Source organism: Flavimobilis rhizosphaerae (assembly GCF_014852685.1).
Classification (GTDB): domain Bacteria; phylum Actinomycetota; class Actinomycetes; order Actinomycetales; family Cellulomonadaceae; genus Flavimobilis; species Flavimobilis rhizosphaerae.
The window spans coordinates 508,192-522,959 of sequence record NZ_JACZDF010000002.1 but is presented as its reverse complement, the minus strand read 5'-3'; the positions used below and the strand labels follow the sequence as shown (position 1 = coordinate 522,959).

Annotated in this window: 10 protein-coding genes; 3 read left to right on the top strand and 7 right to left on the bottom strand. The window is 70.7% G+C overall.

Translation table 11 applies throughout. From position 1 onward, the window contains the following. Positions 1-59: 59 nt before the first annotated feature. Entirely contained in the window at positions 60-260 is a 201-nt protein-coding gene (locus tag IGS67_RS05630) for a helix-turn-helix domain-containing protein (RefSeq protein WP_102509214.1), read from the top strand. 75 nt (positions 261-335) lie between these two features. Here IGS67_RS05630 and IGS67_RS05625 read toward each other — a convergent pair whose 3' ends face one another. Then, a complete protein-coding gene (locus tag IGS67_RS05625) occupies positions 336-884 on the bottom strand; it encodes a hypothetical protein (RefSeq protein ID WP_192278673.1) in 549 nt (182 codons plus the stop codon). Between the two features lie 94 nt (positions 885-978). Here IGS67_RS05625 and IGS67_RS05620 point away from each other — a divergent pair, with 94 nt between their 5' ends. Continuing rightward, positions 979-1,764, top strand: coding sequence for a LysM peptidoglycan-binding domain-containing protein (locus tag IGS67_RS05620; protein WP_192278671.1), 786 nt, complete (start codon positions 979-981; stop codon positions 1,762-1,764). Continuing rightward, positions 1,761-2,291: an Rv3235 family protein gene (locus tag IGS67_RS05615; RefSeq protein ID WP_192278669.1), complete on the top strand. Its 531-nt coding sequence runs from the start codon at positions 1,761-1,763 to the stop codon at positions 2,289-2,291. Before IGS67_RS05620 ends, IGS67_RS05615 begins: the two co-directional genes overlap by 4 nt. Positions 2,292-2,393: 102 nt before the next feature. On the opposite strand, the gene IGS67_RS05610 is transcribed toward IGS67_RS05615, so the two are convergent. The 6 genes from IGS67_RS05610 to secA all read right to left on the bottom strand — a co-directional run bounded on the left by IGS67_RS05610 (position 2,394) and on the right by secA (position 14,676). Then, the gene (locus IGS67_RS05610) at positions 2,394-5,528 is read right to left on the bottom strand and encodes a glycosyl hydrolase 53 family protein (RefSeq protein ID WP_328741668.1); all 3,135 of its coding nucleotides are present in this window, start codon (positions 5,526-5,528) and stop codon (positions 2,394-2,396) included. A gap of 153 nt (positions 5,529-5,681) precedes the next feature. After that, positions 5,682-6,560 (bottom strand): sugar ABC transporter permease, encoded by an 879-nt coding sequence (locus tag IGS67_RS05605; protein WP_192278664.1) that lies wholly within the window; start codon positions 6,558-6,560, stop codon positions 5,682-5,684. Further along, positions 6,560-8,191, bottom strand: a complete 1,632-nt coding sequence (locus IGS67_RS05600) for an ABC transporter permease subunit (protein ID WP_192278662.1) — start codon at positions 8,189-8,191, stop codon at positions 6,560-6,562. Before IGS67_RS05600 ends, IGS67_RS05605 begins: the two co-directional genes overlap by 1 nt. An 86-nt stretch (positions 8,192-8,277) precedes the next feature. Continuing rightward, positions 8,278-9,540, bottom strand: coding sequence for a sugar ABC transporter substrate-binding protein (locus tag IGS67_RS05595; protein WP_192278660.1), 1,263 nt, complete (start codon positions 9,538-9,540; stop codon positions 8,278-8,280). 68 nt (positions 9,541-9,608) lie between these two features. Continuing rightward, complete coding sequence (locus IGS67_RS05590; RefSeq protein WP_192278658.1) at positions 9,609-11,654, bottom strand: beta-galactosidase; 2,046 nt, start codon at positions 11,652-11,654, stop codon at positions 9,609-9,611. A gap of 259 nt (positions 11,655-11,913) precedes the next feature. Next, positions 11,914-14,676, bottom strand: a complete 2,763-nt coding sequence (gene secA / locus IGS67_RS05585; protein ID WP_192278656.1) for a preprotein translocase subunit SecA — start codon at positions 14,674-14,676, stop codon at positions 11,914-11,916. Positions 14,677-14,768: the final 92 nt, after the last annotated feature.

The following is a 14,768-nucleotide window of genomic DNA, read 5'->3' as shown; positions in this document are numbered from 1 at the left end:
GCTGAACGGTCGCCTGTGGACGACCGCGAGACCGGGGCGCGTCATGGTTGGATGTCCGCATGGCACCCCGGTTCATCACCCTCGCCGACGTCGCGACCGAGCTCGCGATCAGCGCCGACCAGGCGTACGCCCTCGTGCGGTCGGGCGAGCTCCCGGCGATCCAGATCGGCGGCCGCGGCCAGTGGCGCATCGAGGTGGCGGAGCTCGACAAGTTCGTCGCCCGCAAGTACCAGGAGACGAAGGCCCGCATCCAGGGCTGAGCGCCCCGCGCGGCCAGGCGCCGGGCCCGGGGCGTCGCGTCCGGCACCGCGCCCGGCGTCTCGACGCGTACCCGCTCAGCGCACCTGGTCCGCGACGAGCACCACGGCGCCGACAGGGACGACCGTCCTCAGCGCACCGTCCGGGCCGCCGCGCTCGCCCCACGCAGGGGCCGCGACGAGATCGAGGTGGTCGGCGCCGACCCGCTCGACGCGCCCCGCGAGGGACGTGTGGCGCGTGCGCACGTGGACGACCGTCCGGTCGCGCGCGAGCCCCCGCAGGACGTGCCCGAGCGAGAGGCGTGAGGCAACGCCGTCGACGGGTCCCGCCGATCCGGGGCCGAGGCCCCGGACGTGGTCGACGGCGTGGAGGGGGACGACGACCTGGTGCCCCGCGACGCTGAGGAGCACCCACTCGCGAGCGACGTCCTCGACGCGTCCTGTCACGGGGTCGCCCGCGCACACGTGGAGGGTGACCTCGTGCCCTGCGGCACTGCGCAGCCGGTCGACGAGGGTCGAGCCGCCGGCGAAGGCGCGCGTGAGCTCGGCGACGTCGGCGTCGCGGACGGCCCGGTCGTCGGCGTCGAGCTGGGCGGAGAGGTCGGCGATGAGGTGCGTCCAGCGCATGAGGCCACGCTAGCGAGGACCTCACGGATACGCGCGTCGTCCACATCGCGGCGTTCGGGTGGACAGGTCGACCAACCCGGTGTTCGATCAACGCATGCCGACGCCCACCAAACAGCATCAAACAGCATCGCTGCCCACCGAAATGCGCCGTGGCGGACGGTCGGCGCTCGCCGCCGTGCGGGCAATCGTCGTCGCGGCCGTCCTGCTCGCCGTCGCGGCCGGCCTTGCCCTCTCGGTCGTCCACGCGCTCCGGGCGGGCACTGACACGGACCCGAGCGCCGTCGTCCGCGCAGCCGTCGGTGCCCTCGGCGCGCTCGTCGCGGTCCGGTCGGCGTTCTGGTCGTTCGTCGCTGCGTTCGTGTGCCTCGCCGAGGGCCCGGGACGCACCGCACGCCTGGCCGAGCGCGCGCTGCGCTCCCGAGCTCCCTTCCTCGCCCGGAAGCTCCTCGTCGGGACCGTCGGGGCGACGCTCGTCCTCGCTCCGCTGCCGGCCTCCGCCGTTGTCACCGCCCCCGACGTCGCCGCACCAGCCCACGTCGCGGCGGACGCGCGGATCCTCCCCGGCCAGGTCCTCGCCTGGCCCGTCACGACCGAACCACCCGCGTCGCGCACGACGACGCGTGGCACCCCGGACGAGGCCGCCCGCACGGTCGTCGTCCGCCCCGGGGACACGCTCTGGGGACTCACCGCCGCGGCGCTGCCCGACGCCTCGCCCGCGGACCTCGTCGCCGCCTGGCCCGTCCTCCACCGGCTCAACCACGACGCCGTCGGCGACGACCCACGTCAGCTCCAGCCGGGCACCCGGCTGCACCTCCCGGCCGTCGACGACGACGCCCGTGCCTTCCTCACGACAGACCTCGACCGACCGGAGACACGATGACGACCATGCTCAGCCCCGCCCGCCACGCACGGCCGCACGTCGCGCACGTCGATCCCTCGCCCCGCGGACGTTCCACCGCGACCGCTCGGACGTCGACGCCGCACGCCGAGCCGTTGTCCGCGACGGCCACGCCACGGGAACGGACGCCGAGCGCTCTCCGCGAGGCCGTCCCCGCGCACGTCCCAGGGCGCGACGCAGGACGCCCGGGCGACCCGACCGCACTCGCGTGCGCGATCGCCCAGGCTGTCGTCGAGGCGTTGCGCGGGGTGCGGCCGCTCGCCCAGCTCACGCGTTGGCTCGCCCCCGAGATCTACGCCGTCGTCACCCGACGGTGCGAGGTCACGCTCGCCGCCGGCCCGTACCCCACGCGGCCCGCACGGGTCCGTCGGGCACGGCTGCACCGCGTCGACGACAGGACGGCCGAGGCGACCGTCGTCGTCGAGGACCTCGACCGCGTCCGGGCCGCAGCCCTGCGCCTCGAGCACGTCCGGGGCGCCTGGCGGGTCACGGCGCTCGTGCTGGGCTGAGGCACGCTCACCACGTCACCTGGCGCAGGAAGGCCCCGCCGCCGCGTGACCGGGCGGCGGGGCCGGGCGCGCGGATCGCACACCCCTGCACACGACCGCAGGTCAGCGCATACGCACGACCGTCGGCTTCTTCGACACCGACACCTTGACCTTGAGCGTGCGCTCAGCCACGCGCTTGCTGCCCGGAAGCCGGACGCTCAGCGTGTGCCTGCCCGCGGGCAGGCTCGTGAGCCGCACCCGGGCGACGCCCTTGACGACCTTCGCCCGCCCGATCGTGCGGCCCTTGACCGACACCGTCACGGACGCCTTCGACGGCAGGCCCGGGGCCGCGACACGGACGACGAGACGGTTCGACCGGACCGACGCCGACATCGACGGGCGTGCCTTCGTGACGACGAGCCGGACCTTGGCCGAACGTCCCGACACCGTCGTGCTCGACCCGCCGTACACCGCACGGAGCGTGTGCGTCCCGACCGCCAGGTTCTTCGGCAGCTTCACCGTCACCCGGCCGGTCCGGCCGCTGACGACGAGGCGTCCCGTCGCGATGCGGCGCGAGCCGTCGTAGAGGCGCACGATCCCCGACGGGGCCGCCGTCGCGCCGACGACGCGGATCTTCGCGTTCGTCGTCGAGCCGTAGCCGAGGCGCGTCCGTGAGAGCGAGAGCGACACCGAGACCTTCGACGGAGCCGTCGTCGGCGGAGCAGTCGTCGGCGGAGCAGTCGTCGGCGGAGCAGTCGTCGGCGGAGCAGTCGTCGGCGGAGCAGTCGTCGGCGGAGCAGTCGTCGGCGGAGCAGTCGTCGGCGGAGCAGTCGAAGGCTCCGACGTCTCCGTCGGTTCCGACGTCGGCTCAGCGCCGACGACGACCCGCACCGTCGTGCTCGGTGCGGTCGCCGAGTTCGTCGGCACGTCGGCGGTCGCCTGGACCACGAGGTCCTGCGCACCGGACGTGCGCGCGTCGAAGCCCGTCACCGTGAACTCGTCGGCCGCGAGCGGGCGCGTGCCACCCGCCGCAAGCGTGCCCGTCACCGTGACGGTCGTCGGGTCGAATGCCTCACCAAACGCATAGCTCGTTCGCGAGACCGTCGCCGAGATCCCGGTGACGTACCCGACGAGCCCGTCGAGCGCTTCGGTGAGCATCCCGACGACCGCGAGGACGTCAGCCTCCTCCGGGGCAGAGCCCGCAAGGACGACGTGAGCGATCTCGAGCGCCGCGCTCACCGGCGCGAACGACGTGCTCATCCAGTCACCAGCACGCAGCGCTGCGGCGCGTTCGACGAGTGCGGCGAGTGCAGAGGTGTCGACCCCCGTGGGCTCCGTCGCGGCGAACGACACCGCGTCGACCCACGCCCAGCCACCTGCCGTGAGGGTTCCGCGCAGGCCCACCGTCGCACGTCCTGAGTCCCCGACGACGACCTCGACCGAGGGCCGGTCGACGACCTGCCACCCGAGCAGGCTCGCGGCTGCCGTCGTCGTCACGCCCTCAGAGGTCGCAAAGACCTCCTGCGTGCCCTCGCTGTCGCCGCCGTGGATCGGCAGGGTGAACGTGTACCGGCCCGCGGGCAGGCCCGTGACGGTCTGCTCCACTCCGAAGGCTCCGCCTGACGCCGAGTAGAAGTTCAGCGCCCACGTGCCGTCGAGACCGTCGCCACCGCCCCACTTCACGGTGCCGCCCGTCGTCGTCCACGGGTCAATGACGCCGTCCTCGAAACCTGGGTTGCCGAGGTGCTCGGCCACCGCGGCCGCGACAGTGATCGTCGCCACGGCCTCGATCCCCGACGCCGTCGTCCCCGTGACTCGGAACGTGCCTGCGCCGCGGATCCACTCCTGGGCGCCGGACCACGTGACGTCGACGAGCTCGGTCGTCAGGTCCGCATACCGCAGCGTCACCTGCGACGGCAGCACGACGGGCTCGCCCACCGTGAGCGTCACCTCGACGGGATCGACCGACTGCGGCGTGTGCGACGCCAGCGCACCCGTCCGTGCGTACCGGAAGACATTGAGCGACTCGAGCGGCCTGCCGTCGTCGGCGAAGAGAGACTGGTTGTCCCACGCCGAGCCGCCGTACCACTTGCCCGCGTCGTTCGGGTCGTACTCCCCCGCGTGGCTCGCGGCCCAGCCGGAGCCGTCCCGCTCCCAGAGGACCTTGTTGGACTCGAGCGCAGAAGCCGGACCCACGGGGAGCCATGCGGGCTCCCAGTAGAAGACGCCGAGGCCCTTGCCGTCCGGGACGGCGCTCACGGCTGCCATGACGTCGCGGACCGCGGTCGCCTGCCCCTGCACCGAGATCGGGTACTGGGGGTATGACGACTTGATGACGTTCTCGTGCCCGTCGGCGTCGTCGAGGGTCCGTGCCCACGAGGTCTCGAGGACGGCGACCTCCTTGCCGTACGTCTCGGCGACCGTGGTGAGCGTCGACGTGAGGTTCTCGAGCGTCCCGTGCCAGAACGGGTAGTACGAGGCACCGAAGACGTCGTAGTCGACACCGTTGTCCGCGAGCTGCTTCGCGAAGCCCGGGAACGTCCCACGCTCAGGGTTGGTGAAGTGGACGGCGACCTTCGCGTCCGGGACGGCCTCGCGCACGCCACGTGCACCGGCGGAGAAGATCTTCGCCATGCTCGCCATGCCCGTGACACCGGCGACGCCGTTGTTCGTCTCGTTGCCCACCTGGACCATGTCGACGTCAGCGCCCGCCGCCTCGATCGCCTCGAGGGCGTCGCGCGTGAACTCGTACGTCGCCGTCTCCTTCTCGGCGAGCGACATGCCGGCCCACGCCTTGGGCGCCTTGTACTTGCCGGGGTCGGCCCAGAAGTCCGAGTAGTGGAAGTCGACGAGCAGGTCGAGGCCCGCCGCCGTCGCGCGGCGTCCGATCTCCGCCGCCGCGGCGACGTCGTTGTTGCCACCGCCGTAGCCGTGACCGTCCGCCGTCCACGGGTCGTTCCAGACCCGCACCCGGACCCACGTGACGCCTGCGTCGGCGAGCGTGCCGAAGAGGTCGGCGGGAAGCCCCGCGGCGTCGCGGAAGACGACGCCCGACGCTTCGAGGGCGAGGACGCTCGAGACGTCGACGCCGTTGATGAAGCTCTCGCTGAGACCGTCGACCTTCTCGACGGTGATGCCAGCGGGAACCGGGCCGTCGTCGGCCGGGGCCGCTACAGCGGTAACGTGGGTGACGAGCAGCGCTGCCACGGCCGTCGTGGCGACGGCCGCCCTTCGGGCAGCTGCTCCGAGAGGTAGCACCATCGCTTCCTTTCGTCGGGGTCCGCACAGACGGACCCTGCCGGCCGTGGGGGTTGCCGCCCCCACGGCCGGGCTTCGCGGATATGTGGTTGTGGTGGAACGGACGTGCACGGTCGGCGCGCGGGATCGCCGCGGCCGGTCGCCGGCGCCAGGTCAGCCCTTGACGGAACCCGCCGTGAGGCCGCTGACGATGTACTTCTGCAGCGCGAGGAACAGGACGAGGACGGGCAGTGCCGCGATGACGGCCCCGGCCGCGAACGTGCCCCAGTTCGCGTTGAGCTGGTCGGACACCCAGGTGAACATGCCGACCGCAAGCGTCCAGGACTTCTCGGACGTGAGGACGACGCGCGCGAGGATGAACTCGCCGAACGTCGCGATGAAGCTCAGGAGCGCGACGACCGCGAGGATCGGCGTCGTGAGCCGCAGGACGATGCCCCAGTAAATCTGCGCGTGCGTCGCACCGTCGATGCGGGCCGCCTCGTCGAGCTCCGTGGGGATCGTGTTGAAGAAGCCGTACATGAGGAACGTGTTCGTGCCGAGAGCGCCGCCCAGGTAGACGCAGATGAGCGCGAGCTTCGAGTTGAGACCGAGCGCTGGCACGATCTCGCCGAGCGTGAGGAGCAGGAGGAAGATCGCGACGAACGCGAGCATCTGCGGGAACATCTGGATGACGAGGAGCGTCGTGAGCCCCGTGCGCCGGCCCCGGAACCGGAACCGTGAGAACGCGTAGGCCGCCGCGGCGCCCATGAGCACCGAGCCGGCCGCCGTCGTGATCGCGACCTGGAGGCTGTTGCCTGCCCACTGCCAGTAGCGGGTGTCGGACAGCGCCGCGAAGTTCTTCGTCGAGAACGACGTGAACAGGCTCGTCGAGCCCGTGAGCGTCCCCGACTCGGCGAACGCGGCGGACAGGACGTAGAGCAGCGGGAACGTCGCGTACGCGACGATGCCCACCGCGAGCAGGTACTTCCACCCGGGCCAGCGCGTCGAGCGCTGGAGGGTCGTAGCGCTCTCGGGCGCTGCTGCCTGGGACATCAGAGCATCTCCTCGAGCTTGCGGGTCTGACGGAAGGCGACGACGGAGACGACGCCGACGATGACGAAGATGAGGAGCGACAGCGCGGACGCCAGACCGTAGTCGGCGCGTCCGCCTGCAACGCCCGAGATCTGGTACACCATCGAGATGAGGATGTCCGTGTGCCCGAGCGGCGCCGACGTGTCGGTGAAGCGTGGTCGCCCGTTCGTCAGCATGTAGATGAGCGTGAAGTTGTTGAAGTTGAACGCGAACGACGAGATGATGAGCGGCGCCGTCGAGACGAGCAGCAGCGGGAGCGTGATCGCGCGCCAGATGCGCACCGGTCCCGCGCCGTCGATCGTCGCGGCCTCGATGACGTCGCCCGGGAGCGACTGCAGCGCGCCGGTGCACACGAGGAACCAGTACGGGTAGCTGAGCCACAGGTTGACGCCGAGGATCGCGAGCTTCGCGAGCGTCGGGTCGTCAAGCCACTCGATGCGCTGACCGAAGAAGAACAGCTGGTTGATGATGCCGTAGTCCGGGTTCGAGTGGAGCATGCCCTTCCACAGGAGCGCCGAGAGGAACGCGGGGAACGCGTACGGCAGGATGAAGAGCGTCCGCCAGACCTTCTGGCCGCGGATGCGCGGGTCGTTGAAGACTCCCGCGATGAGGAGTCCCACGAGGAAGCTCGAGAGCACCGTGAGGATCGCGAACGCGAACGTCCACACGAGGATCTTCGCGAACGGTCCGGCGTACGCGGAGTCGGTGAACGCCTTCGTGAAGTTCTCGAGCCCGACGACGACGCGCCAGCCGACGCCGAGGGCCGTGCCGTCCTCCGCGACGAACGAGCCACGGTCGTTCGGACGGTAGACGACGCCCGACTCGACGTCCGTCATCGTGTCGGCCGCCGCGTCGTAGACGAGCGCAGAGCGGTAGATCGCGCCGCGCGAGCCGTCCTGCGTGCGGATCGATCCTGCGGAGTCGTCCTCGGAGACGGGGACGCGCAGCGCCGCGACCTGCTCGAGCAGCGCGGGGTCGCCGACGAGGTCGGTGAGCGCGAGGACGTCCCAGCCCGGGACGGCCGTGACGCGCGTCCCGGCGACGGTCGCGTCGGGCGCGGCCGCGAGCGGGGTCTCGGCGTTGCCGACGCGGACCGTGCCGTCCTCGACGATCGCGAAGCCGAGCTGGCCGTCCGCGTCGCGGAGGATCGCCAGCGGGTAGGACGGCGCCTCAGGGTCGCGCCGCTCGTTCTGGATGAGGAGCGCGTCGATCGCGCGCTCCTTCGTGAGTGTGTGCCCCGAGCCGTAGTTCGTGAACGCCACGTATCCCGTGTAGGCCATCGTGAAGACCTGGAAGACGAGGAGGAACAGCAGCCCTGGGAGGATGTACTTGAGCGGCACGGTGCGTCGCGAGAAGTACACCCAGTCAGCGGCGGCCAGGAGCACGAGGCTCGCACCGAGCAGCAGCCACGAACCCGCCGTCCACGCGGACCACGCGATGAAGAGCCCGAGCGCGTTGACGAGCGCCATGAGCACGAGCTTGACGACGTAGCCGGACATCGAGGTGAACGTCCGCGCGGGTGACTCGCGGCGCGGCCGGGGTGCCCGGCCGTCCGTGCGCGTCTCGTCGGCCGTCAGCGGTGACGACGACATGGGGTCCTCCTGAGGTGAGGTCGAGATGAGGGGAGCAGGCGCCCGCTCCCGAACGGGAGCACGAGGGCGGGCGCCTGCTCGTCGGATCAGCCGAGCTTGGCCTCGAGGTCGGTGACCATCGTGGCCCAGCGTGCGGCCGGGTCCTTCGCCTTCCCGGCGATGATGTCGGACGACGCAGCGTTCCAGAGGTCCCAGACGTCGCCCATCTCAGCGATCGCCGGCATCGGCACGCCGACCTCGGCCTGCGCGAGGAAGCCCGCGATGTTCGCGTCGGACGCGTAGCGGTCGGCGACGACACGGAGGGCGGGAAGACGCGGGTCGGCCTCCTGGAGCGCGGTGACGCCCTCGTCGGTCGCGACGTAGTTGACGAGGAAGTCGTTCGCGAGGATCGCGTTCTTCGACGCGGAGGAGACGTAGAACGTCTGGACGCCGACGAACGGGGCAGCGGTCTCGCCACCGGCCGACGGGATCGGGTCGACGGCGACCTTGACGCCGTTGCCCGTGAGCGTCGCGATGGCCCACGGGCCCGCGATCGTGTACGCGGCCTTGCCGTCCGCGAACTCCTGGTTGGCGACGTCGTACGTGAAGTCGGTCGAGAAGATCTTGTCGCCGGCCATGCCGTTCGCGCCGAGCCACTCGGCGAACTTCGCGCCGTTCTCGCCGCCCATGCCGACCTTGGTCGAGTACGAGCCGTCGTCGTTCTGGACGAAGACGGGCGCACCGAACGACGTCTGGAGGGCGTAGTAGGTGTAGCCGTCGCCCGTCGTGCCGTTCGTGTTGATCGTCAGCGGGTAGGTGACCTTGGCCTCGCGGCCCTTCGCGATCATCTCGTCGAAGGTCGTCGGGGTCGAGTCGACGAGCTCGGTGTTGCGGACGACCGCGACCGTCTCCATCGCGTAGGGCAGGCCGTACGTCTGGCCGTCCCACGTGACGGCGTCGACGGCGACGCCGATGAAGTCACCCTTCTTGTCGGCGAAGTCGACCGGGGTGACGACACCGTTCTCGACGAGCGCGCCGAGCCAGTCGTGCGCACCGATCGTGATGTCGGGGCCCTCGCCCGTGCCGACCTGCGCGATGAAGTCCGCTCGGATGTCCTCGAAGTTCTTGACGACGGTCTCGATCTTCACGCCCGTCGCATCGGTGTAGGACTTCGCGGCGGACTCGACGGCCGGCTTGCGGTTCTCGTCGACCCACACGGTGAGCGTCGCGTCGGCAGGGGCGGCGCTCGTGGGGGTGGAGGCCGACGGAGCAGGGGTCGTGGCGCCCGGTGCGGGGTCGCCCGAGCAGGCGGCGAGGAGCGCGCCCACGGCCAGGACGGCCGGGACGAGCAGGGTGCGGGAGGTACGCATGGTTCTTCCTTCCGGTGGTGGTGCGGCGTCGTCGTCGGCGACGGCGCCGTGGGATCGTCCCGCCGGCCTCAGCCGCGCGGGTCGGGAGTCGGGACGGTGGCGCGCAGGACGGCTCGGCCGCCTGCTGCCAGGTGCACGGTGCCGTCGACCGGGAGGTCGGCGAGCAGCTCGTGCACCGCGCCGGCGTCGGCCACGGGGACCTCGACGTCGGAGTCGGTGTGGTTGAGCAGGACGGTGTACTCGACGCCGTCGCCCACGCGGGTGACGGCCTCGACGCCCTCGGGGAGTGCGGGCGGGACGATCCCCGCGTCGGCGTAGGCGGCGGCGAGGACGGGGGCGAGCCCGTCGACGTCGAGGAACGCGGGCACGTACCAGGCGGTTCCTGCGCCGTGCTCGTGGCGCGTGACGGCGGGCAGGCCCGCGCCGGGCCCGCTCGCGAAGGTTGCGACGACCTCCGCACCGTCGAGGACGACGTGCTCCTGCCAGACGCGGTTCGTGAGCGTCGTCGGCCACTCCCCTGCGGGCGCCCACTCGACCTCGGCGGTGGCACCTTCGCGGAGAGGAAGGTACTCCTCGACGTGGACGCCGAGGACGGTGCGCAGCGGGGCGAGGTAGCCGCCCGCGTGGACCGTGTCCGTCTCGTCGACCGCCGCGGCGAAGCCCGCGACGACGAGCGTCCCGCCGCCCGCGACGTACGCGGTGAGGTTCGCGGCGGCCTGTTCGGTGAGCAGGTAGGACGCGGGCGCGACGACGAGGCGGTAGCGCCCGAGGTCGTCCGTCGGGCGGACGAGGTCTGTCGTGAGGTGGTCGCGCCACAGCTGCTCGTACCAGGTGCGGGTGCGTTCCTGGGCGTCCATGTCGACGCTCGGTCGCCACTCGAGACCTTGCGCCCAGTGGGACTGCTGGTCCCACAGGAGCGCGACGTCGCTGCGCACCGTCGTCCCCTGCATCTCGCCGAGTCGGGCGAGGTCCCGGCCGAGCTCCACGACCTCGCGGAAGACGCGCGAGCTCGTGCCAGCGTGCGGAACCATCGCTGAGTGGAACTTCTCGGCGCCGAAGCGCGAGGCTCGCCACTGGAAGAACATCACGGCATCCGCGCCACGGGCGACGTGCGCGAGCGAGTTGCGCGCCATCTCCCCCGGACGCTTGGCGACGTTGCGGGGCTGCCAGTTGACGGCCGACGTCGAGTGTTCCATGAGGATCCACGGTGCACCGCCGCTGGCCGAGCGCGTGAGGTCGGCGGCGAGCGCGAGCCCGATGTGCCCGTCGACGTCGGCAGCGGTGAGGTAATGGTCGTTCGAGACGATGTCGACCTCGGGCGCCCAAGCGTGCATGTCGATCGCGGGGCACTCGTTGGCCATGAAGTTCGTCGTCACGGGCTGGCTCGCGCGGGCCCGGATCGCGTCGCGCTCGAGGATGTAGCACTCGCGCAGCGCGTGCTCGCTGAAGCGTGCAAAATCGAGCTGCTGGGACGGGTTGCCGATCGAGGCGGTCGGTCCGGGCAGACCGACCTCGTCCCACGTGCCGTAGACCTGGCCCCAGAACGTCGTGCCCCAGGCGGCGTTGAGGCCGTCGAGGTCGCCGTAGCGGTCGGCGAGCCATGAGCGGAAGGCAACGAGGGCGTGAGGGGAGAAATCCTCGCACACGGGGGCGCCGTACTCGTTGTGGACGTGCCAGAGGACGACGGCCGGGTGGTCGGCGTAGCGCTCGGCGAGCCGTGACGCGATGCGGACGCACGCCTCGCGGTACTGCGGCGACGTCGGGGCGGCCGCGCCGCGCGAGCCGGGGCCGAGCGGGACCCCGTCACGGGTGAGGACGCGGGCCTCGGGGTAGGTCGCGTAGAACCAGGCGGGGGGCGCGGCGCTCGGGGTGCCGAGGTCGACGTCGATGCCGGCTGCGTGGAGGTCGTCGAGGAGCCGGTCGAGCCAGCCGAAGTCGTACTCACCCTCGCGCGGCTCGAGGAGCGCCCAGTCCCACATCCCGATCGTCACGGTCGTCACGCCGGCCTCACGCATGAGGACGAGGTCCTCGTCGCGGACGTCCTGCGTCCAGTGCTCGGGGTTGTAGTCCGCGCCGTACGCGATGCGGCGTCCCAGCGGCCACTCGGTCGCCATGGTGCTCCTTCGGTCGGCGTCGTGCTGCGCGCCGTCGTGCAGTCGTCCCAACTGGGAACGGTCACAGTCTGACGCAGGCACTGCGCTCCTCACAAGCGCTGGCAGACTTCCGTTACAGGACCGTGACCACACTTCCGTTGACTGTGACCGTGCGCAGCCCTCTGTGCGCGGGCACAGGAGGGACGACGAAGGGGCGGGGTCCCCGGTCATCGACCGGGCACCCCGCCCCTTCACCACACCAAGTCCCCCTGGCGCATGGTTACTTCTTCTTGCGCGCCTTCGCCGCCCGACGACGCTCCTCACGGTTGCCCGAGCCGACGGCGCCGCCCTCGGCACCGGCCTGCTCAGCCTCCCCGGACTCGCCCGGCGCCGAGTACTGCAGCGGCACCCGCTGCCCCGGACCGTCGAGCCCCTTGGCGACGAGCTTCGTCGCCGGACGCGCAGCAGCAGCCTCCTCAGCCTCGGCATCGAGCGCGTCGAGGTCGATCTCGTCATCGGCGACCTCATCGCCCTCCTCGACGGGAGCGACGCTCACCTCAAGGTTGAAGAGGTACGCGACCGACTCCTCCTTGATCGCCTCGGTCATCGACTGGAAGAGCTGGAAGCCCTCGCGCTGGTACTCGATGAGCGGGTCACGCTGGGCCATCGCGCGCAGCCCGATGCCCTCCTTGAGGTAGTCCATCTCGTAGAGGTGCTCGCGCCACTTGCGATCGAGGACCGAGAGGACGACGCGACGCTCGAGCTCGCGCACGTTTTCCGCACCGAGCTGCGCCTCGCGCGTCGCATAGGCGACGCGCGCGTCGCCCTTGAGCTCCGCAGAGAGGAGCTCGCTCGAGAGGAGCTCGCGCCCGCCGGCCTCCTCGACGACGTCGTCGACCGAGATCGAGACGGGGTAGATCGCCTTGAGCGCTGTCCACAGCGTGTCGAGGTCCCACTCGTCAGGCGCGCCCTCCGCCGTCGCGGCGTCGACGTAGCCGCCCACGACGTCCGCGATGAAGTGCTGGATCTGGTCACCCATGTCCTCGCCCTCGAGGACCCGACGACGCTCGTCGTAGATGACCTCGCGCTGGCGCGACATGACGTCGTCGTACTTGAGGACATTCTTGCGGATCTCGAAGTTGCGAGCCTCGACCTGCGTCTGCGCCGACTGGATCGAGCGCGTCACCATCTTCGACTCGAGCGGCATGTCGTCCGGGAAGCCCGCGCGGTTCATCATCGACTCGGCAAGACCCGAGGAGAACAGGCGCATGAGCTCGTCCTGCATCGACAGGTAGAACCGGGACTCGCCCGGGTCGCCCTGACGGCCGGAACGACCGCGCAGCTGGTTGTCGATGCGCCGCGACTCGTGACGCTCGGTGCCGAGCACGTAGAGACCACCGAGCTCGACGACCTCGTCATGCTCGGCCTTGACCGACGCCTCGCACTCCTCGAGGACCTTCGGCCACGCCTCGTTGTACTCGTCCTCGTTCTCGACCGCGTCGAGACCCAGCTCAGCCATGCGATCGTGCGCGAGGAACTCGACGTTGCCGCCGAGCATGATGTCCGTACCACGACCCGCCATGTTCGTCGCGACCGTCACGGCGCCCTTGCGGCCCGCCATCGCGACGACCTGCGCCTCACGCTCGTGGTGCTTGGCGTTGAGGACCTCGTGCGGGACGCCCTGCTTGCGCAGCGCCTCCGAGAGGAGCTCCGACTTCTCGACGCTCGTCGTGCCGACGAGGACCGGCTGCCCCTTGGCGTGGCGCTCGACGATGTCCGCGACGACCGCCGTGAACTTGCCGGACTCGTTCTTGAAGACGAGGTCAGGCTGGTCGATGCGCTGCATCGGACGGTTCGTCGGGATGGGGACGACCCCGAGCTTGTACGTGCCCTGGAACTCCGCGGCCTCGGTGTCGGCCGTACCTGTCATGCCCGAGAGCTTGCCGTAGAGGCGGAAGTAGTTCTGGAGCGTGATCGTCGCGAGCGTCTGGTTCTCCGCCTGGATCGCGACGCCCTCCTTCGCCTCGATCGCCTGGTGCATGCCCTCGTTGTAGCGACGGCCGGGCAGGATGCGGCCCGTGTGCTCGTCGACGATGAGGACCTCGCCCTTGAGGACGACGTAGTCCTTGTCGCGCTTGAAGAGCTCCTTGGCCTTGATCGCGTTGTTGAGGAACCCGATGAGCGGCGTGTTGAGCGACTCGTAGAGGTTGTCGATGCCGAGGTAGTCCTCGACCTTCGCGATGCCCGGCTCGAGGACGCCGATCGTGCGCTTCTTCTCGTCGACCTCATAGTCCGTGCCCGGGGTGAGGCGGCGGACGACCTTGGCGAACTCGCTGTACCACTTGTTGACGTCGCCCGAGGCGGGGCCCGAGATGATGAGCGGCGTGCGCGCCTCGTCGATGAGGATCGAGTCGACCTCGTCGACGATCGCGAAGAAGTGGCCGCGCTGGACGAGGTCGTCGGAGGACCACGCCATGTTGTCGCGCAGGTAGTCGAAGCCGAACTCGTTGTTCGTGCCGTACGTGATGTCCGCGGCGTACTGCTTGCGACGCTCAGCAGGGTCCATCGACGAGAGGATGCATCCCGTCGACATGCCGAGGAAGCGGAAGACACGACCCATGAGCTCGCTCTGGTACTGCGCGAGGTAGTCGTTGACCGTGACGACGTGGACGCCCTTGCCCGCGAGCGCGTTGAGGTACGCGGGCGCGGTCGCGACGAGCGTCTTGCCCTCACCGGTCTTCATCTCGGCGATGTTGCCGAGGTGGAGCGCCGCACCACCCATGAGCTGGACGTCGAAGTGACGCTGGCCGAGCGTGCGGCGCGCAGCCTCACGCACCGCGGCGAAGGCCTCAGGCATGAGGTCGTCGAGCGTCTCACCCTCGGCGAGGCGCGCGCGGAAGCGCGTCGTCTCCTCACGGAGCTCCTCGTCGGAGAGCGCTGTGAAGCTGTCCTCGAGCCGGTTCACCTGGGCTGCCACGCCCGACAGCTTCTTGAGGATGCGTCCTTCGCCGAGGCGGAGGACCTTCTCGAGGATCGCAGCCACGCGCCACTCCCGAATCGTTGAGGTTGAGGCCGTCACCCTGAACGACGACGGCATACTCGCCCATCCTATGCGCGGACGGGCCTCCCAGGTCA

What these genes read in the sequence shown, in the direction of transcription:
- IGS67_RS05630 (WP_102509214.1), top strand. Translation starts at nt 60, where the DNA reads ATGGCACCCCGGTTCATCACCCTCGCCGACGTCGCGACCGAGCTCGCG.
- IGS67_RS05625 (WP_192278673.1), bottom strand. Translation starts at nt 884, where the DNA reads ATGCGCTGGACGCACCTCATCGCCGACCTCTCCGCCCAGCTCGACGCC.
- IGS67_RS05620 (WP_192278671.1), top strand. Translation starts at nt 979, where the DNA reads ATGCCGACGCCCACCAAACAGCATCAAACAGCATCGCTGCCCACCGAA.
- IGS67_RS05615 (WP_192278669.1), top strand. Translation starts at nt 1,761, where the DNA reads ATGACGACCATGCTCAGCCCCGCCCGCCACGCACGGCCGCACGTCGCG.
- IGS67_RS05605 (WP_192278664.1), bottom strand. Translation starts at nt 6,560, where the DNA reads ATGTCCCAGGCAGCAGCGCCCGAGAGCGCTACGACCCTCCAGCGCTCG.
- IGS67_RS05600 (WP_192278662.1), bottom strand. Translation starts at nt 8,191, where the DNA reads ATGTCGTCGTCACCGCTGACGGCCGACGAGACGCGCACGGACGGCCGG.
- IGS67_RS05595 (WP_192278660.1), bottom strand. Translation starts at nt 9,540, where the DNA reads ATGCGTACCTCCCGCACCCTGCTCGTCCCGGCCGTCCTGGCCGTGGGC.
- IGS67_RS05590 (WP_192278658.1), bottom strand. Translation starts at nt 11,654, where the DNA reads ATGGCGACCGAGTGGCCGCTGGGACGCCGCATCGCGTACGGCGCGGAC.